General features: G+C 69.9%; 18 protein-coding genes. 13 read left to right on the top strand and 5 right to left on the bottom strand.

Going from position 1 to position 17,499, the window contains the following annotated elements; translation table 11 throughout:
- Positions 1-1,320 precede the first annotated feature (1,320 nt).
- The 5 genes from VFO26_RS17920 (at position 1,321) to infB (ending at position 5,839) form a co-directional block, all read left to right on the top strand.
- Positions 1,321-1,527 (top strand): D-aminoacyl-tRNA deacylase, encoded by a 207-nt coding sequence (locus tag VFO26_RS17920; RefSeq protein WP_349259072.1) that lies wholly within the window; start codon positions 1,321-1,323, stop codon positions 1,525-1,527.
- A gap of 159 nt (positions 1,528-1,686) precedes the next feature.
- Positions 1,687-2,121 (top strand): hypothetical protein, encoded by a 435-nt coding sequence (gene rimP / locus VFO26_RS10655; RefSeq protein ID WP_325114956.1) that lies wholly within the window; start codon positions 1,687-1,689, stop codon positions 2,119-2,121.
- Between the two features lie 2 nt (positions 2,122-2,123).
- On the top strand, positions 2,124-3,620 hold the full coding sequence (gene nusA, locus VFO26_RS10650) for a transcription termination factor NusA (RefSeq protein ID WP_325114955.1): 1,497 nt from the start codon (positions 2,124-2,126) through the stop codon (positions 3,618-3,620).
- 22 nt (positions 3,621-3,642) lie between these two features.
- Complete coding sequence (locus tag VFO26_RS17915) at positions 3,643-3,870, top strand: YlxR family protein (protein WP_349259071.1); 228 nt, start codon at positions 3,643-3,645, stop codon at positions 3,868-3,870.
- A 70-nt stretch (positions 3,871-3,940) separates the two neighbouring features.
- A complete protein-coding gene (infB, locus tag VFO26_RS10645; protein ID WP_325114954.1) occupies positions 3,941-5,839 on the top strand; it encodes a translation initiation factor IF-2 in 1,899 nt (632 codons plus the stop codon).
- A 34-nt stretch (positions 5,840-5,873) separates the two neighbouring features.
- Here the strand turns inward: infB and VFO26_RS10640 are convergent, their stop codons facing one another.
- Positions 5,874-6,455: a GDSL-type esterase/lipase family protein gene (locus VFO26_RS10640; RefSeq protein ID WP_325114952.1), complete on the bottom strand. Its 582-nt coding sequence runs from the start codon at positions 6,453-6,455 to the stop codon at positions 5,874-5,876.
- Between VFO26_RS10640 and VFO26_RS10635 the strand changes: the two genes are divergently transcribed.
- From VFO26_RS10635 to ribF, 5 genes are read left to right on the top strand one after another with little or no spacing between them, the layout of a single operon-like run.
- A complete protein-coding gene (locus VFO26_RS10635) occupies positions 6,456-6,827 on the top strand; it encodes a DUF503 domain-containing protein (RefSeq protein WP_325114951.1) in 372 nt (123 codons plus the stop codon).
- Positions 6,824-7,192, top strand: a complete 369-nt coding sequence (gene rbfA, locus VFO26_RS10630) for a 30S ribosome-binding factor RbfA (protein ID WP_325114950.1) — start codon at positions 6,824-6,826, stop codon at positions 7,190-7,192. Before VFO26_RS10635 ends, rbfA begins: the two co-directional genes overlap by 4 nt.
- Before the next feature lies 1 nt (position 7,193).
- Positions 7,194-8,174, top strand: a complete 981-nt coding sequence (locus VFO26_RS10625) for a bifunctional oligoribonuclease/PAP phosphatase NrnA (protein ID WP_325114949.1) — start codon at positions 7,194-7,196, stop codon at positions 8,172-8,174.
- 2 nt (positions 8,175-8,176) lie between these two features.
- Positions 8,177-8,845, top strand: a complete 669-nt coding sequence (gene truB, locus VFO26_RS10620; protein ID WP_325114948.1) for a tRNA pseudouridine(55) synthase TruB — start codon at positions 8,177-8,179, stop codon at positions 8,843-8,845.
- Complete coding sequence (gene ribF, locus VFO26_RS10615; RefSeq protein WP_325114947.1) at positions 8,842-9,708, top strand: riboflavin biosynthesis protein RibF; 867 nt, start codon at positions 8,842-8,844, stop codon at positions 9,706-9,708. The genes truB and ribF overlap by 4 nt, the downstream gene beginning before the upstream one ends.
- Before the next feature lie 14 nt (positions 9,709-9,722).
- Here the strand turns inward: ribF and VFO26_RS10610 are convergent, their stop codons facing one another.
- Positions 9,723-10,457, bottom strand: coding sequence for a class I SAM-dependent methyltransferase (locus VFO26_RS10610; protein WP_325114946.1), 735 nt, complete (start codon positions 10,455-10,457; stop codon positions 9,723-9,725).
- Positions 10,415-10,942: a hypothetical protein gene (locus tag VFO26_RS10605; RefSeq protein WP_325114945.1), complete on the bottom strand. Its 528-nt coding sequence runs from the start codon at positions 10,940-10,942 to the stop codon at positions 10,415-10,417. Before VFO26_RS10605 ends, VFO26_RS10610 begins: the two co-directional genes overlap by 43 nt.
- A gap of 137 nt (positions 10,943-11,079) precedes the next feature.
- Here VFO26_RS10605 and rpsO point away from each other — a divergent pair, with 137 nt between their 5' ends.
- Positions 11,080-11,349 carry a 30S ribosomal protein S15 gene (rpsO, locus tag VFO26_RS10600; protein WP_325114944.1) on the top strand — a complete coding sequence of 90 codons (270 nt, stop codon included), beginning with the start codon at positions 11,080-11,082 and terminating at the stop codon, positions 11,347-11,349.
- 118 nt (positions 11,350-11,467) lie between these two features.
- A complete protein-coding gene (locus tag VFO26_RS10595) occupies positions 11,468-13,927 on the top strand; it encodes a polyribonucleotide nucleotidyltransferase (protein WP_325114943.1) in 2,460 nt (819 codons plus the stop codon).
- Positions 13,928-14,195: 268 nt separating this feature from the next.
- Here VFO26_RS10595 and VFO26_RS10590 read toward each other — a convergent pair whose 3' ends face one another.
- Complete coding sequence (locus tag VFO26_RS10590; RefSeq protein ID WP_325114942.1) at positions 14,196-14,852, bottom strand: response regulator transcription factor; 657 nt, start codon at positions 14,850-14,852, stop codon at positions 14,196-14,198.
- 315 nt (positions 14,853-15,167) lie between these two features.
- Here VFO26_RS10590 and VFO26_RS10585 point away from each other — a divergent pair, with 315 nt between their 5' ends.
- Complete coding sequence (locus tag VFO26_RS10585) at positions 15,168-16,763, top strand: hypothetical protein (RefSeq protein ID WP_325114941.1); 1,596 nt, start codon at positions 15,168-15,170, stop codon at positions 16,761-16,763.
- 125 nt (positions 16,764-16,888) lie between these two features.
- On the opposite strand, the gene VFO26_RS10580 is transcribed toward VFO26_RS10585, so the two are convergent.
- Positions 16,889-17,140 (bottom strand): hypothetical protein, encoded by a 252-nt coding sequence (locus VFO26_RS10580; RefSeq protein WP_325114940.1) that lies wholly within the window; start codon positions 17,138-17,140, stop codon positions 16,889-16,891.
- Positions 17,141-17,499 lie beyond the last annotated feature (359 nt).

Below are 17,499 nucleotides of genomic sequence, written 5' to 3'. Positions count from 1 at the left end.
TCGGTGTGCCGACCCACCCGGCACCCTTCCCAGCGAAAACGATCGGCGTTGGCTCTCGATCGGAGGTCCGGAGGCGGTTGCCGACGGAGTGGGAGGATGAACCGAGGCGACGGGGACGATTACCTCGTTGGCGAGGGCCGACATTCGCAGCCCTCGCCGTAGAGGCGGTATATCCCTACTCCTGGAACGGAGGTGGCGGCCAGCCGTTGCCGATCGTCTCCGTGACTCCTTGGAAGTAGTGATCGCAGTTCAGCGGACCAGGCTCTCCTGCCTTCGGGCCTCCGCCTGCGGTGACTCCGCGCGCCGCCTGCCTCTCGAATGCGGCGACGCAGTTGGCCACGGCTGGGCTGTCCTCGTCCACGACCGGTCCGAACGCGAGCGCACCGGCCGGAATAACAAGAGCGGCTGTCGTCGCGAAAGCCGCTATCAGGCCACGTCTCGGCATCGTCTTACCCTCCCCCGTTGGACAACGATGTGCGGCGTGCGCGAGCCTATAGCCCCGGCCAGCTCGTGACAATGTCGTCGTTTGGGCCACGTTCGGGCCACATCGCCGCGGCAAGCTGGACGATCTCCTCGCGGCTGAACCGCTTGAGCCAATTGACCTGCTTCGTCGACCAACAGGACGAGATCGCGTTCCTCGAGCACCGGCGGGCCGCGCACGTGGAGCGATGTCGTAGAGCGCCGGACGCGCCAAGCAGCAAAGGCATCCCGGCGATGAAGTTCTACTCCTGCCGATTCGCACCCGACTGCGAAACGCCGCGGCACGCTATCCGGGTAGCCCAACGCGTCGTGACCCGCGGCAGGAGCGTGCCCGAGGTGTGCTCGCCGCAGGCGTTCGCGAGGACGCGGGCTCGGACGTAGCGATACTCCTCACCACAACCCCGCGGAGCGTGCCGGCACCGTGACGGTGCTGTCGCCATCACGATGGTCGAGCTGCCACTCCTCGCCCTGTCCGATCAGCTGCCTGCACCTGGCGCACGCAACCCGCCGCTCGCCACGTGCGTAGCGCCCGATGTGCTGCGCCGTAACGCTGCGACGGATACCGCTTCGCCGGACTCTTCCGCCTACGAATCGGCTCCATCAGACTCCTTGGCGGCCCATCCGAATGTGGAGAGAGAAATCCCAGTGCGGGGGTCACTGTGCCGTCGCCCACCTGGAAAACTGCGCGAGAGACCCGTCGGGGGAGGACCGAGTCTCTCGCGCAGACGAGCCCGCATGGGGCCCACCTGTCCCAGGGGTGCGCCCTTGCCGGCACTCGGCTGGGGCACCGGGCTTGCATGGACCACGCTATGTGTGGGCGGCGAGGCCGGATAGGACACAATTGGGTCAATTCGCTCGCTGTCTGGCTGGTCATCGGACGGTGATCTCGGCCGGGAAGTAGCGGCGGAACAACGCCATCTCGCCGATCTATGCGTCGGCGATCGCGCTGTCTTCGGCGCGCGGATGGAGGTGGAGCTCGTGAACGACGGGCCGGTGACCATCGTCCTCGACGTCGACTCCCGCAGGAGTTGCCCGCGGGCGACGTGACGCTGGCGCGCACGCGAGCGCGGGCCGCTCCCCTCGGCGGACATGCCGGGCCGCTCGCCGGGAAACAGGGCCGACGGTGCTATCCTCCAAGCACCACATTTCACCGGCTTGGCGAAATGGGCGCGGTACGCGCCCATTTGTCTTGAAGGGGCGAATTCCATGGCGACGAGCACATACGAGAGGGAACGCGAGCTGACGGAGGCGATCACGCCTGCCGTCGAGTCGACGCTGCCCGGAGTCGAGGTGCTCGCCGTGGAGCTGCTCTCGCCGGCGCGGTTCTGCGTGTACGTCGATCATCCCGACGGAGTCGACCTGGCTCTCTGCGAGCGCGTCACGCGCCTGCTCGACTCCTATCGCACGGACTGGACGGTCGACGTCTCGTCGCCCGGGCCCGAGCGGCCCGTGCGGCGACCCGAGCACTTCCGCCGAGCGATCGGCGGCACCGTGAAGCTGAAGACGGCCGGCGCCGATCGTGTCCGAGGGACGCTGGTGGCGGCCGACGACCACGCCGTCACCGTCTCGGTCGACGGGACGGCACACGAGATCCCGGTCGACGAGATCGTCCGGGGCAACCTGATCGACGAGGGACGGTAGGCATGAGCCAGGAGATCATCGAGGGGATCCGCACGATCGAGAAGGAGAAGGGCATCGAGTCGGGCACGCTCGTGGCCGCGCTCGAGGACGCCCTCCTCGCCGCGTACAAGAAGACACCCGGCGCGGCGCGACATGCGACGGTCGAGCTCGACGACGAGGGGGAGTTCCGCGTCTTCGCGCTCGACATCCCGAGCGACCTCGAGGAGCGGCTGCTCGAGGAGGCGCGCGAGCGCGCGATCGACGAGCTCGAGCGGATCGAGGAGGAGACGGGCGAGAAGCAGCACACGCTGATCGTCGACGACGAGCTCGACCTCGACTGGGAGAAGGTCCCCGAGAACCTGATCGACCGGAGCGATGCCACACCGGACGACTTCGGCCGCATCGCCGCGATGACGGCGAAGCAGGTGATCCAGCAGCGCATCCGCGAGGCGGAGCGCGCGATCATGTACGAGGAGTACGTCGACCGTCAGGGCGAGGTCGTGACCGGCATCGTCCAGCAGGCAGGCGACCGCAACAACGTGCTCGTCGACCTCGGCAAGGTCGAGTCGCTCCTGCCGCGCTCCGAGCAGGTCGACGGCGAGCGCTACGAGCAGGGGTCGCGGATCAAGGCCGTGATCATCGAAGTGCGCTCCGGCACGAAGGGGCCCCAGGTGATCCTCTCGCGGCGCGCGCCGCAGCTGATCGAGGCGCTGTTCGAGCTCGAGGTGCCCGAGATCGCCGACGGCCTCGTCGAGATCCGTGGTGTGGCCCGGGAGCCGGGCTATCGCTCGAAGATTGCGGTCGAGTCGCACGTCCAGGGCGTGGACCCGGTCGGGGCGTGCGTCGGGCCGCGCGGCTCGCGCGTCCGCATGGTCGTCTCCGAGCTCCGCGGCGAGAAGATCGACATCATCCCGTGGAACACGGAGCCGGCGCGCTTCGTCGCCAAGGCGCTCTCCCCGGCGCGCGTGCGCGAGGTCTACATCGACGACGAGAGCCGCGAGGCCACCGTGGTCGTGCCCGACGACCAGCTCGCGCTGGCGATCGGCAAGGAAGGGCTCAACGCTCGCCTGGCCGCGCGCCTGACGGGCTGGAAGGTCGACATCAAGTCCGACAGCGAGTTCGCGCAGGAGGAGGCGGAGGCCGCCTTCGCCGGCGAGGACGACGGGGACGGCGACTTCTCGGGTCGCTGTGCCGCGCTCCTCTCGAACGGGAAGCGGTGCCCGAACGCCGCGCTCCCCGGCTCGAAGTACTGCGGCGTCCCGGCGCACCAGGCGCTCGTCGACAGCCCCGTGCCGGCAGTCGCGGTCGAGGTCGAGCCCGCCGCCGAGGAGCTCGCTGCGGACGACGCGATCGCGGACGTCGAGGACGCTCTCGCCTCGGGCGAGCTCACCGCCGAGGAGGCCGAGGCGGCCGAGGCGACGGTGGTCGAGACCGCCCAGGTCGCAGTCGCCACGGAGGTCGAGCCGGAGGGCGACGGAGAAGACGAGGCCGCTCCCGAGGAGGAGCGCGACGAATCGTGACCGCCCGCCCGTCAGGACGTGCGTGGGGTGCGGCCGCCGGGCACCGCAGCGCGAGCTCGTCCGCTTCGCGGCGGTGGAGGGCATGCTGACCGCCGGTCGCACGCTGCCGGGGCGCGGGGCGTACACGTGCCCCGACGTCGAGTGCTTCGAGCGCGCCCGCTCTCGCAGGGCATTCAGGAGGGCGTTGCGGGCGGATGCCACCGTCCTGCCTGCGCTCGCGCACCTCTACACTGAGGGGCCGAATGGCTGACGGACCGAACAGGCCGAATCGTCCCATCCGCCCGCGCGGAGGGGGCCAGGGGGGTCGTCGACGCCGCGTCGTGATCGAGGGGGGCGCCGCACGCGGACGCGACGCGCGCGCTGCTCGCGACCGCTCGGCCCAGGCACCTCCACGCGCGCCTGCTCCGCCGCAGCCGACCGGTCCGGTCACGGTCGAGTCCGGGGTCACCGTCAAGGACCTCTCGGCGGCCCTCGGGGTCACGATGGCGCAGATCATCAAGATCCTGATGGGGCTCGGCCAGATGCGGACGGCGACCCAGTCGCTCTCCGACGAGGAGGTCGAGCTGATCGCGGCAGAGGTCGAGCGCGAGGTCACGATCAAGCACGCGGCCGACGACGAGGAGCCCGAGATCGTCGAGGACGCGGAGGCGGACCTCACACCACGGCCGCCCGTCGTGACGATCATGGGCCACGTCGACCACGGCAAGACGACACTGCTCGACGCGATCCGCTCCACGGCCGTCGTCGACACCGAGGCCGGCGGGATCACGCAGCACATCGGCGCCTACCAGACCGATGTCGACGGCCGCAAGCTGACATTCCTCGACACCCCGGGTCACGAGGCGTTCACGGCCATGCGCGCCCGCGGCGCGAAGATCACCGACATCGCCGTCCTCGTGGTCGCCGCCGACGACGGCGTGATGCCGCAGACGAAGGAGTCGATCAGCCACGCCCGCGCCGCCGAGGTCCCCATCGTGGTGGCGATCAACAAGATCGACGTCCCCGACTCGAACCCGGACCGCGTCAAGACGGAGCTCGCCGCCGAGGGCCTGCAGCCGGAGGACTGGGGTGGCGAGACGCAGTTCGCGCTGGTGTCGGCGAAGCAGCAGACGAACCTCGACGAGCTGCTCGAGAGGATTCTGCTCGTCGCCGATGCGGAGCTCGACCTCCGGGCGAACGCGAAGGCCGAGGCGTCGGGGCCGATCATCGAGTCCCGCCTCGACGTGGGCCGCGGCCCCGTGGCGACGATGCTCGTCCAGCGCGGCACGCTCCACGTCGGTGACGCGATCGTCGCCGGCGACGCGGCCGGAAAGGTGCGGGCGCTCTACGACTACCGCGGGGAGAAGGTCAAGGAGGCCGGGCCCGGCGAGCCCGTCGAGATCCTCGGCTTCGACCGCCCGCCCCCCGCCGGCGAGCTCTCGCGCGTCGTCGAGCACGAGCGGCAGGCGAAGGACATCGCCGAGAAGCGCGCCGAGCGGCTCCGCCGTGAGCAGCTCGCGCAGCGCTCCAAGGCAGCCGGCCTCTCGCTGGAGACGCTCTTCGAGCGGATGCAGGAGGGCGCCGTCCAGGATCTCAACGTCGTCCTCAAGGGAGATGTGCAGGGATCGGTGGAGGCGCTGATGGGCGAGCTGGGGAAGATCCAGCACCCGGAGGTGCGCGTCAACGTGATCCACACCGGGGTCGGCGGGATCACGGAGAACGACGTCAACCTCGCGTCGGCCTCACACGCGCTCGTGGTCGGCTTCAACGTCAGGCCGAGCGGCGAGGCGAGGCAGCTTGCGGAGCGCGAGGGCGTCGACATCCGCACGTACCGCGTGATCTACCAGCTGACGCAGGACATCGAGCAGGCGCTCGTGGGGATGCTCTCGCCCGTGACGACCGAGGAGATCCTCGGGGAGGCCGAGGTGCGCGCGCTGTTCAAGGTCTCGCGTCTCGGCACGATCGCCGGGTGCATGGTCACGAGCGGGGTCGTGCGGCGAGGCTCCAGCGTCCGCATCGTCCGCGACGGCACGGTGATCTACGAGACCTCGATCGCGCAGCTGAAGCGCTTCAAGGAGGACGCCCGCGAGGTCGCCGAGGGGTTCGAGTGCGGGATCCTGCTCGACGGCTTCAACGACGTGAAGGAAGGCGACGTCCTCGAGGTCTTCGAGACGCGCGAGGTCGAGCGCACCGACCTCGACACGCCTGCGCCGGCGGGCTCCGCCGCCGAAGCCTCCTGAGCGGCGCCCCACGCGCCCGAGCCCGACGCCGCCACTACGCGCCGCAACTCTGGACGAGCCTCGCCGTCGCGGCCGCGCGGGCACGATAGCCGGCCATCGACGGATGGACGCCGTCCTTCCCGAACCAGCCGGGGTGCGTCTGCGACATCGCCGCCCAGTCCAGCACCCGGAGGCCCGCGTGGCGGTGGGCGGCGGTCCTGAGCACGTGGTTGTAGCCCGCGTAGGAGACGCCCTGGTACGGCGGCCGCATGATCGTCGACCAGACGACGCAGCGGGTCGGTCCCGCGATGGCGAGGGTCTCCCGAACGACACGCGCGAAGCGGGAGACGGCGCCCGGGTGGTCGTTCGTGCCCGCGCTGACCACGATCACGCGGGGGAGGGAGGGCCCCAGGCCGCGCAGGGCGCGCGGGACGTCGGCGGCGTGCCTGCTGATATCCGTCTCCGACTGCACGCTCCAGCCTCGGAGGTACGCGTCGAGAAAGAGGTCGGTGCCGATCGCGAGCGAGTCGCCGTAGTTGAGCACGGTGCGGCTCCCCGCCGCGTGGGCCAGCGGCACGGCGAGCAGCACGCCGGCGAGGAGGAACGCGAGGAGGGCAGGACGGGCGAGGCGCGGCACGTGTTCGACTACGGTAGGCACGCAGCCCTTCCTGCCCCGTCCTCCGCACGGGATCCGAACATGTCCACCGGGTTCGTCGGCATCCTCTCGTTCGAGCTCCACTTCCCCGGGAGCCACTCCCTCAAGGAGAAGCGCATGCACCTGCGGTCGGTCAAGCAGCAGCTCACCAACCGCACGGGCTGCTCGATCGCCGAGGTCGACCACCACGACACCTGGCAACGTGCGCAGCTGACACTCGCGTGCGTCGCGCGGGAGGCCGGGGAGGCGCGCCGGCTGCTCGACGAGGCCGAGCGGTGGCTCAGCGGGCAGGCGTTCGAGCTCGGCCCGTCGGAGCGCGAGCTGGTGCGCCTCGAGGACGGGTGGAGCTCGTGAGCAGGCCCGAGCGGATGCGGCGGATCGACGGGGCGATGAAGAAGGTCCTCTCCGAGGCGATCCCGACGCTCAAGGACCCCCGCATCGGCTTCGTCACGGTCACGACGGTCGAGACGTCGAGGGACCTCGACCACGCCAAGGTCTGGCTCAGCGTGTTCGGCACCGAGAAGCAGCGCGAGCGGACGCTGGCCGCGCTCGAAGGGGCGGCCGGCGTCCTGCAGGCGAGGGTGAACCGCGAGCTCAAGCTGCGGCGGACCCCCCAGCTGGAGTTCGTCTACGATCGCGCGGTCGAGCACGGGGTGCGCCTGACGCACCTGATCGACGAGCTCGCGCCCGCGGACGGAGACGACGATGCACCCGGATGAGATGAGCGCGGTCGTGTCGGCGCTGCGCGCGCACGACCTGTTCGTCGTCACGTCGCACGACAACCCCGACGGCGACGCGCTCGGCTCGCTGGTCGCGATGCAGCTCGCGCTCGAGGCGCTGGGCAAGGGCTCCGTGATGGTGCTCGGCGGGCCGACACCGCTCCCCGGCGAGTACGGCTTCCTGCGCCTCGGGGAGCGCGGCTTGCTGCGCGAGGCGCCTCCCGACGTCGCCGAGCGCGTGCTCGTGGCGGTCGACTGCGCCCAGGCGAGCAGGATCGTCGAGCAACGGCTGCTGGAGGCCCGGCTCACGCTCGACATCGACCACCACCACGACAACTCGCGCTTCGGCGACGTCAACCTGATCGTCGAGGAGGCGTCCTCGACCGGCGAGATCCTCGCCGACGTCTTCGCCGAGCTCGGAATCTCGTTGACGCCGGAGATCGCGGAGGCCCTCTACACGGCGGTCGTCACGGACACCGGGCGGTTCCAGTACTCGAACACGACGCCGAAGGCGCTCAGGCTCGCGGCCGAGCTCGTGGAAGCCGGTGCGGACGCGAGCACGGTCTTCGTGGAGGTGTACGAGTCGACGCCGTTCCCCAAGCTGAAGCTGCTCGCACGTGCGCTCGAGCGGGCGACGGCGCTCGTCGACGGCCGGGTGCTGGTCTCCGAGCTCGTGCGCGACGACTTCGAGGCCGCCGGCGCGGACGAGCCCTACTCGGAGGGGATCATCGACCACCTCCGCTCGGTCGAGGGGGCGGAGCTCGTCGCGCTCGTCCGCGAGCTGCCGAACGGCGCGTCCGCGGCGAGGAAGGGATCGCTGCGCTCGCGGCCCGACGGGGTCGACGTGTCCGCGATCGCGCGCGCCTTCGGCGGCGGTGGGCACAAGCGGGCGGCGGGCTTCTCGACCGATCTCCCCATGGACGAGATCACGCGCAGGATCGTCGACGCGTTCGTCGCGGCCGACGGCGATCGCGTCGGCTAGCGATGCCCGTCCCGAAGGCGCTCGAGCCGACCGGCGTGATCCTCGCCGACAAGCCGGCCGGGCCCTCGTCGTTCGCCGTCGTCGCCCGGGTACGGGCGCGCACCGGCGCGAAGACCGGTCACGCGGGGACGCTCGATCCCTTCGCGACCGGCCTGCTCGTCCTTCTCTCGGGGCGGGCCACGAGCCTGCAGGATCGCTTCATGAAGCTCGACAAGCGGTACATGGCCGAGGTCGACCTCCGCGTACGCACGACGACCGGCGATCCCGAGGGGGAGCAGCTCGACGAGCACGACGCTCCCGAGCGCCACGAGCTCGAGGCCGCGCTCGCGGGGCTGCGGGGGGAGATCGAGCTCCCGATCCCGGCGGCGTCCGCGGTGAAGATCCGGGGTGAGCGGGCTTACCGTCTGCACCGGCAGGGCGTCGCCGTCGAGATGCCCACGCGCGTGATGCGCGTCCACGAGCTCGAGCTGCTCTCGTACGCAGGAGGGATCGCCCGGCTCGACCTGCTCGTCGGCTCGGGGACGTACGTCCGCTCGATCGCCGATGCGCTCGGCGGCCACTGCGCGACCCTGCGGCGCACGGAGGTGGGCCCGTTCCGGGTGGAGGAGGCGGATGAGAGCCGCGTCGTGCCGCTCGAGGACGCTCTCTCGCGGCTCGCGAGCGTTCGATGAGGATCGTCCACGCACCGTCCCAGCTCGACCGTCGGCCGCGCGCGGTTGCGATCGGGACGTTCGACGGGGTCCACCGGGGGCACCTGTCGGTACTCCGCGCGGCGGTCGCCTCGGGGCTCGACCCGACGGTGATCACGCTCGATCCGCACCCCCGGATCGTCCTCGGCAACCGCGTCGAGCTGATCACGACACTGGAGCGTCGGCTGGAGCTGATCCAGGCGGCGGCGATCGCCGACACGCTCGTCGCGGCGTTCACCCCCGAGTTCATGCGGCTCTCGCCCGAGGAGTTCGTGGCGACGTACCTGACGTCGATCGGGGCGGAGGCGGTCGCCGTGGGCGGCGACTTCCGCTTCGGCAGCAAGCGCTCCGGGAGCGTCGAGACGCTCGCCGAGCTCGGCCTGACCGTCCTGGAGGTGCCCGAGGTGGAGGGCGTCTCGTCGACCGCGATCCGCGACGCGGTGCGGGCGGGCGACCTCGCCCAGGCGGCCGGGATGCTCGGGCGACCGTTCGACCTCGACGGCACGGTCGTGGCCGGCGACCAGCGTGGCGGCACGCTCGGCTACCCGACGGCCAACATCGCGATGGACCCGCAGCTCGTGTGCCCGCGGTACGGGATCTACGCAGGGGAGGCTCTCGGGCACCGCGCCGCGGTCTCGATCGGGACGAACCCGCACTACGGGGGCACGGAGCGGCGGATCGAGCCGTACCTGCTCGACTTCGAGGGCGACCTCTACGGCCGGCGGCTCGTCGTCGAGCTCTGGGAGCGGCTGCGCGACGAGGAGGTGTTCGACTCGGAGGAGGATCTGGTCGCGCAGATCGCGCGTGACGTGGAGAGGACGCGGGCTGCGGTGCGGCCCGTGTAGGCGAAAGGACCCGGTTACCTGCCGGCCGGCCTGCGCGCCAGGAACATCGGCTGCGGGGCATCGTCGTCGTCCGGCTGGGCCGGGACGGCGGTCGGCTCGAACCCCGCATCCTCGAGCAGGTGGAGCCAGGTGTGCTCGGGGAAGACGCCCAGGACGTGGTGGTCGTGGACGATCCGCGTGTCGCGTCCGGCCTCGCGCATCACCACGACGTACTCGACCTCGTACGCCGTGTCGCCGGGGTCGGGGTCGCTCGTCCATTCGAGGTACCTGAGCGCACGCCCGTCCTCGCCGTCGTGGCCGCCGTGCTCCGTGCCCGGCTCGAACGTCTCGCGCGTGCAGTCGGGGACGAACAGGGCAACCCCTCCGGGGCGCGTGTGCGCGTACGCCGTGCCGAGGCAGGCCCGGAGATCGTCCTCGGTCGTGAGATAGGCGACGGCATCGTGGACGAACACGACGTCGAACGTCCTCCCGAGCCGGAGCAGCCGCATGTCGCCGAGGACGTGCTCGCACTCCGGGTTGAGCTCGCGGCTGAGCGTCAACATCTGCGGCGAGAGGTCGGACAGCGTGCACGTGAAGCTCCGCTTCAGGTGCGACGCGTTGTTGCCTCCGCCCGAGCCCAGCTCGAGGAGCGTCGTGGCGTCGGGAAGCGCGCCGACGATCGTCTCGCGGTACCGCTCGGCCTCGTGCTCGTAGTCCGCCGGCGCCGTCAGCAGGTGGAACCACGGTGCGAGGTCGCCGTACAGGCGCACGACCGGAGTATCGCCGGTGCGGGCACACCGGGGAGTCGGCCACACGAGCCGCTCCGAGCGGGCGGCTCGAAGGCGACGACGGCGGCCGGGACGGCGTCGAGCGCACGGTCCGTCGGCGCGCCGCGCGCACGCAGGGGTCCCGCGGTGCGGGGGCGTACCGCGAGGAAGGAACGAAGCGCCGCACGGCGCTCTGCGCCGGCGAGGAGCCGGCCCTGCACCGCCCGCCGCTCCCCCCTGACGACGAGCGTCGCGGGCGCGGACTCGCGGAACGTGCGCCACCACTGCTTGCGCTCGGGATGCGCCGCGAGAGCGACGACGCGCGTGCCGTCGTCCGCGTAGACGATCGGGATCGCGTGGCGCATCCCCGTGCTGCGACCCTCGTACTCGAGCACTGCGAGCGATCCGCTCAGCAAACGGTGCGCCGGGGACCGCAGCAGCGCCCGCACGGCGGGGTTGGCGACCCGAAGCAGACGAAGGAGAGGCATCACCGACGCGAGATATATCTCGTCGCTTGGCCTGCGATGGCGGCAGCTACGATTCCGCCTGACCGCGATCTCGGCCGGCCGTGTCCTTCCTTCACGCCGCGCGGGGACCGCGGAGACGATTCGACGAGAGGAGAACAGTGGCTCTCACCAAGGAAGCCAAGCAGGAGTTGATCTCGAAGCACGGGGCGAACGACCAGGACACCGGGTCGACCGAGGTCCAGATCGCGATGCTCACGCGGCGCATCAACGAGCTGACGGAGCACCTCCGGACGCATCCGAAGGACCACTACTCGCGGCGCGGGCTGCTCAAGCTCGTCGGCCGTCGGCGGCGGTTCCTCGACTACCTGCAGCGCAAGGACCTCGAGGGCTATCGCGCCCTCATCAAGGAGCTCGGTCTCCGCCGCTAAGGGGATCGGGTGAAGGGACGGGAGGTGGGCGTTTGATCGAGCTTCGCGCAGGTGCTGCGGAGCTGGCTCAAACCTCCACCTTCCGCCACAACGGAAGAGTGACGATGGAGGACAGGGAATGAGCACCATCCAGGCCGGGCATCAGGCCACGGTTTCCGTCGACGTGGGCGCGGCGGAGCTGCGCTTCGAGACGGGCAAGCTCGCAAAGCAGGCCGACGGCGCCGTCGTCGTCCGCAGCGGGGACACGATGATCCTCGCGACGGCGGTCGGGCGCCAGGACGCGCGCCCCGACGCGGACTTCTTCCCACTCACGGTCGACGTGGAGGAGCGGATGTACGCCGCCGGGAAGATCCCGGGCGGCTTCTTCAAGCGGGAGGGACGCGCGACCGAGCGCGCGACACTCACCGCACGGATGATCGACCGCCCGATCCGGCCGCTCTGGCCGAAGGGCTTCAAGAACGAGGTGCAGGTGATCTGCACCGTGCTCTCGGCCGACATGGTCGTGCCGCACGACATCCTCGCGATCAACGGCGCCTCGGCCGCGCTGGCGGTCTCGTCGCTGCCGTTCCTCGGGCCGGTCGGCGCCGTCCGGATCGGCCGGATCGAGGGCGAGCTGTTCGTCAACCCGACGTACCAGCAGCTGGACGAGTCCTCGCTCGACCTCGTCGTCGTCGGCACCCGCGAGGCGCTGACGATGATCGAGGCCGGCGGAGAGCAGGTCCCGGAGGACACGATGCTCGAGGCGTTCGCGCTCGCGCACGCGCAGATCATCCGCATCTGCGACGCGATCGACGAGCTGGCCCGCGAGGTCGGCAAGCCGAAGTGGATCGACGTCGAGCTCAACGCGGAGCTCGAAGCGCGTCACGGCGAGGCAGTCGCTCGCCGGGTCGCCGAGGTGGGGCTGCGCGAAGCCGCCGGCGTCGTCGACGAGCTTCTCGCGACGGATGCTCCGGCGATCACGATGGACTCGGTCGAGGAGGACATCGTCCGGGAGATGCAGGTCCGGAACGGCCTGCAGGCGCTGCTCGAGACGAAACGGCTCGCTGCGGTCGAGAGCGCCGTGCGGGCGCAGTTCGAGAACGAGCTCCGTGCTCTCACCGATGCGGAGCAGGACTCCAAGGAGCTCAAGTCGCGCAAGCGCGACATCCTCCTCGCACGCATCCACGACGAGATCCAGCTGCCGTTCCCGGTCGGCGAGGGCGACGAGCCGGTGAAGGACGCGGTCACGCGGAGCTACGTGAAGAAGGCCGCCGACGCGATCTACAAGGATCTCGTCCGGAAGAAGATCGCGATCGAGAAGCGGCGGCCGGACGGCCGCGGCACCGAGGAGATCCGCCCGATCACGACCGAGGTCGGCGTCTCACCGCGGACGCACGGCTCCGCCCTGTTCACGCGCGGGCAGACGCAGATCCTCACGCTCTGCACCCTGGGCACCGCCAAGGAGCAGCAGCGGATCGACGACCTCTCGATCGAGCAGGAGCGCCGCTTCATGCACCATTACAACTTCCCTCCCTACTCGGTCGGGGAGACGGGCTTCATGCGGGGCCCGAAGCGGCGCGACATCGGCCACGGGGCGCTCGCGCAGCGCGCGCTCGAGTCGGTGATCCCGGCCCTCGACGAGTTCCCGTACACGATCCGCCTCGTCTCCGAGACGCTCGAGTCGAACGGCTCGTCGTCGATGGGATCCGTGTGCGGGTCGACGATGTCCCTGATGCACGCCGGTGTGCCGATCGAGGCGCCGGTCTCCGGGATCGCCATGGGCCTCGTCAAGGAAGGCGACGACTACGTCATCCTCACCGACATCCAGGGCGCGGAGGACCACCTCGGTGACATGGACTTCAAGGTCGCCGGCACGACGGAGGGCATCACCGCCCTGCAGATGGACATCAAGATCACCGGCGTCACGCAGGAGATCATGCGCTCGGCGCTCGAGCAGGCGAAGCGCGCGCGGGCGTTCATCCTCGACAAGATGATCGAGACGATCTCCGAGCCGCGCTCGGAGCTCGCTGACCACGCACCGCGGATCTCGTCGATCCAGATCAACCCCGACTTCATCGGGATGGTGATCGGCAAGGGCGGCGAGACGATCCGCTCGCTCGAGGCCGACTACGAGGTGCAGATCGACATCGAGGAGGACGGGACGATCCTCGTCTACGCGACGGAGGGCACGAACGCCGACGCGGCGATCTCGGCCATCCAGGCCATGACGAAGGAGCCCGAGGTGGGGGACACCTACACGGGCCGCGTCGTCAAGACCACCGACTTCGGCGCGTTCGTCGAGCTGAAGAAGGGCACCGACGGCCTGCTCCACGTCTCGAACGTCGGCCCGGGCAGGGTCGCGCACATCGAGGACGTGATCGCGCGCGGCGACACGCTCGACGTGGTCGTCCAGGAGGTCGACAAGGAGCGCGGCCGGATCGGCCTCAAGCTCGTCGCCAAGCACGAGGACGGTCAGCTGGTCTCGCCCGAGACGCTCGTCGAGCGGGCGAAGGACGCGCCTCCGCGCGAGCCGCGCCCTCCCCGCGACGATCGTGGAGGCCGGGGCGGCCGCGACCGCGGCCGGCGCGAGCGCAGCTAGGAAGCTGATGGAGGGGCGGCGGGAGCCGCCCCTCCATCGTTCAAGGCCTGACCCGAGCGCTGGCGCTGTTGTCGTCGTGACCCGCTTGTCCGCCACGACACACGGCCGTCGGACGCGAACCCGATCGCCTACGAACTGACGTGTCGAGCAAGCGGTCGATCCTGGAAGCCTGCAACGAATTTCGTCAAGACGTTCACGGGAGGAGTCGCGATCGAGCGCCACGCACCGTCCGCTGGGCCGTCGCGTGCGTCGTTCGCAGGTGGTGTGCCTAGACCTGAGCCGCGACCAGCTCGTGAGCAGCGAAGTCCGGGCTCACGAGCCCCAAACGGTAGGCCTCGGCGACTGCCTGGGCGCGACTGTGGACGCTCAGCTTGGAGAGGATGTGCTGGATGTGCGTGGCCACGGTCTTCGGGCTGACGACCAGGGTCCGTGCGATGTCCGACTGGCCGAAGCCCTGTGCGAGCAGCGCGAGGATCTCGAGCTCGCGGGGGCTGAGGTTGACCTCGCTGGCCGGTGTCCCGTTTTCGTTTCCGTTCGACGGACCTGCCGAGCGACTCAGCGACCTGCGGACGCGTGCGAAGAGCTCGCCCTGGTCGAAGGGCTTCGAGAGGTAGTCGTCTGCTCCCAGGAGCAGGCCGGCCACGTGGTCCAGAGGGGCGGTGCGCTCGGCAGAGACGAGGATCACCGGGAGGGCGTCGCCGTAGGCCTCGTGCAGCTCGCGCAGGAGCTGGAGTCCGCTCGTCGGTCCCGGCAGCTCGACCTCGACGATCGCGAGTGCCGGGGGCTCCGCGTCGAGGTGCTCGAGCGCGGACTCGGCGTTCTCGGCCTCGGTGACGAGATAGCCGAGGCGCCCTGCGATCGAGACCGCGGCCGCACGGGCCGCGTCGTCGTGGTCGACCACCAGGATCGTGCCACGAGCCCCCATCGTCCTCTCCAAGGTTGGTTCTGCCCCCAGTCCATGGTGCGCCGATGTTCCCTGGAAATCAAGTGTTCGCCCTAGGGCATCGGCAGCTGGACGATTACTGCGACCGCAGCTAGCCGATCATCCGGCAACGGCGCAACGTTCATCGGATATGCGGGAGACAGCGTCGAGCCCTCGGGGGGCCGACGTCGTCAGGGGGGCAGTCGGCCTCCGGCCGCACGACTTGGTGGGAGGCGTGGCATGACACAACGAGTGCTCGGGCCCTCCGGAAGCCCGCGGAGGCGGTGGACGCTGCTCGTCCCGCTGACGCTGGCGATCGTGTTCGGGCTCTTCTACGTCGCGGGCGCCGGGGCCGTGCACGACGATGGTGTATTCGAGCTCGACCGCAACGCTGTTGACGGTCCTTCGCCTGGGGAGGACTGGAACAAGGTCTGTCCGGCCGGCACGCCAGTCGGGGTAGCGCCGGGTTGCCTCGGTGGCACGACGGCCGGGGTGAGCCGTTTCGTGACCGATGCGGTGAACGCGGCGGGTAAGGACACGACGTTGTTCACGGGGGGCGCGACGAAGGACGACCTGGACGTGACGGGGTGGCAACACACCACGGGCGCAGGGCCGGACAAGGACGATCTCTCCCACGGGTACGCGGCGCGATACGGCGATCTGCTCTACTTCGGCGCCGACCGCTACTCGGCCTCGGGAGACTCGACGATCGGCATCTGGTTCTTCCAGGCCGAGGTGGCCCCGGTCGCGGGCGGCACGTTCAGCGGCGCGCACACCAACGGTGACGTGCTCGTCCTGAGCGATTTCACCAAGGGCGGTGAGGTCACCACGATCAGGGTGTTCGAGTGGCACTCGCCCGGGGGCGAGATCGACGGCACGCTCGACCTGATCGCGGGAACACTCGATCCGCCTACGCCTGCCGACTGTGTCGGCCCGCCGCAGGTCGGCGGCGGGGACGAGGCGTGCGCGACGGTGAACATCGGAGACGAGGACTCACCGTGGGACTATGAGGCGAAGGAGCAAAGCGCAACGCCTGACGTGTTCCCGAAGGGGCACTTCTACGAGGGCGGTATCGACCTCGCCCAGCTCGGTCTCGCGGACGAGTGCTTCTCCAGCTTCATCATCGAGACACGCGCCTCGCAGTCTGTCGACGCTGTCCTGAAGGACTTCGTCGGCGGAGCGTTCGCCCCGTGTAACGCGACGCTGAGCACGACGCCCAGCACCGGTGCCGGTGGCAGTGTCCAGCCCGGGGTGTCGGTTACGGACACGGCGACCGTTCTAGGCCAGGGAATCTCGAACCCGCCTACACCCACAGGCAGCGTCACGTTCTTCCTGTGCGGACCGATCGCCACAGGCACCTGCACCACGGGCGGCACGACGGTGAGCACGAATACTCTTGCCGATTCCAGTCCGCCGGTCGGTGAAGCCCAGGCGACGTCCGACGCGGTGAACACGGCTGGCAGCCCGTTGACGCCGGGACGCTACTGCTTCCGCGCAGAATGGCCGGGCGACACCAACTATCCGCCCGACCTGGTCCACAGCGGCACCGGAGACAGCGAGTGCTTCAGTGTGACCGATACGACGACCACCTCGACTGCGCAGAACTGGCGACCGAACGATTCCGCCACTGTGACCGCCACAGGTGGGTCGGCCCTCGCCGGGAGCGTGCAATTCACGCTCTACCCGGGCGGTAGCTGCACCGGCACTGCGCTGTACTCCGAGACGGTGCCAGTCAGCGGTACAGGGTCAGCAACCGTCAGTACGACCAACGACGGCAGTAGTGGCACCGACGTCTTGATCAGCACAACCGGGACCACGACCGTCTCGTGGCTGGCGGTGTTCACGAGCACGAACAGCGTCCAGGGCTCGACCGGCCCGTGTGAGACGACCACTCTCACGATCAGCAACGGCTGACATCACCACGCCATAGACGAAGGAGTACGGCCACGCAGGGGCCCCGGCCAGAAGGCCGGGGCCTCTCTCTCCTCTGTCCTGACGCGGCGAGGCGGCCGTGCCGTCGAATCACCTGGCCGACTCCGCTAGGCGTAAACGTGAAAGCCCAGCGTTGCCAGCGTCGTCGATCTCCTGCCGTCCTTCGTCGTGTAGAGCGTGGCGGTGCAATCGCCAGTTCCGCTCGTCCACGTGCTCAACGTCGCGAGAGTGAAATTCTGCGACCACGGATAGTCGGGGAAGAATCCGGCCGAGTCGGAGTAGACCCAGACCCCGTTCTGGTAGCAGTTGAGGCTCACGTAGGGACGATCGGTCGCAGTCGTCGAGACGGTGAACGTCACCTGCTGACCGTAGTGTGGCAGTCCGTCGGTCGAGTCCAGCAAGACGAGGCTGAGGCTCGAGCTGCCCCCACCACCTGGCTTGCCTCCACCGGCGGTAGCACTTCCGCCCTTAGCCGCGACTGCCGCCGGGACGACCACGAGCGCTAGGACGAACGCAGCGAGCATGGCGAGGCTCAGGCCGCTCCTGGTCTTTGATCGCTTCACTTCTGCCCCCTCGAGGTTGGGGTGTAGGCACGGCGTGTGCGCGCACCCGATGCTGCGAGAGCTCATCGACCGATCCCCGCGGGTGCTGCGCCCCATTTCGGGTGATCCTCGGATCGCAGCACGCAACGACGGGCCGCGTGAGATGCCGACGATAC

The organism is Gaiella sp. (assembly GCF_035710885.1).
Classification (GTDB): domain Bacteria; phylum Actinomycetota; class Thermoleophilia; order Gaiellales; family Gaiellaceae; genus Gaiella.
Note: the sequence above shows the minus strand (reverse complement) of the source record. Positions and strands in the feature narration are given on the sequence as shown.

What these genes read in the sequence shown, in the direction of transcription:
- VFO26_RS10605 (WP_325114945.1), bottom strand. Translation starts at nt 10,942, where the DNA reads ATGCCTCTCCTTCGTCTGCTTCGGGTCGCCAACCCCGCCGTGCGGGCG.
- nusA (WP_325114955.1), top strand. Translation starts at nt 2,124, where the DNA reads ATGAGCCAGGAGATCATCGAGGGGATCCGCACGATCGAGAAGGAGAAG.
- rimP (WP_325114956.1), top strand. Translation starts at nt 1,687, where the DNA reads ATGGCGACGAGCACATACGAGAGGGAACGCGAGCTGACGGAGGCGATC.
- ribF (WP_325114947.1), top strand. Translation starts at nt 8,842, where the DNA reads ATGAGGATCGTCCACGCACCGTCCCAGCTCGACCGTCGGCCGCGCGCG.
- VFO26_RS10625 (WP_325114949.1), top strand. Translation starts at nt 7,194, where the DNA reads ATGAGCGCGGTCGTGTCGGCGCTGCGCGCGCACGACCTGTTCGTCGTC.
- VFO26_RS10595 (WP_325114943.1), top strand. Translation starts at nt 11,468, where the DNA reads ATGAGCACCATCCAGGCCGGGCATCAGGCCACGGTTTCCGTCGACGTG.
- truB (WP_325114948.1), top strand. Translation starts at nt 8,177, where the DNA reads ATGCCCGTCCCGAAGGCGCTCGAGCCGACCGGCGTGATCCTCGCCGAC.
- VFO26_RS10590 (WP_325114942.1), bottom strand. Translation starts at nt 14,852, where the DNA reads ATGGGGGCTCGTGGCACGATCCTGGTGGTCGACCACGACGACGCGGCC.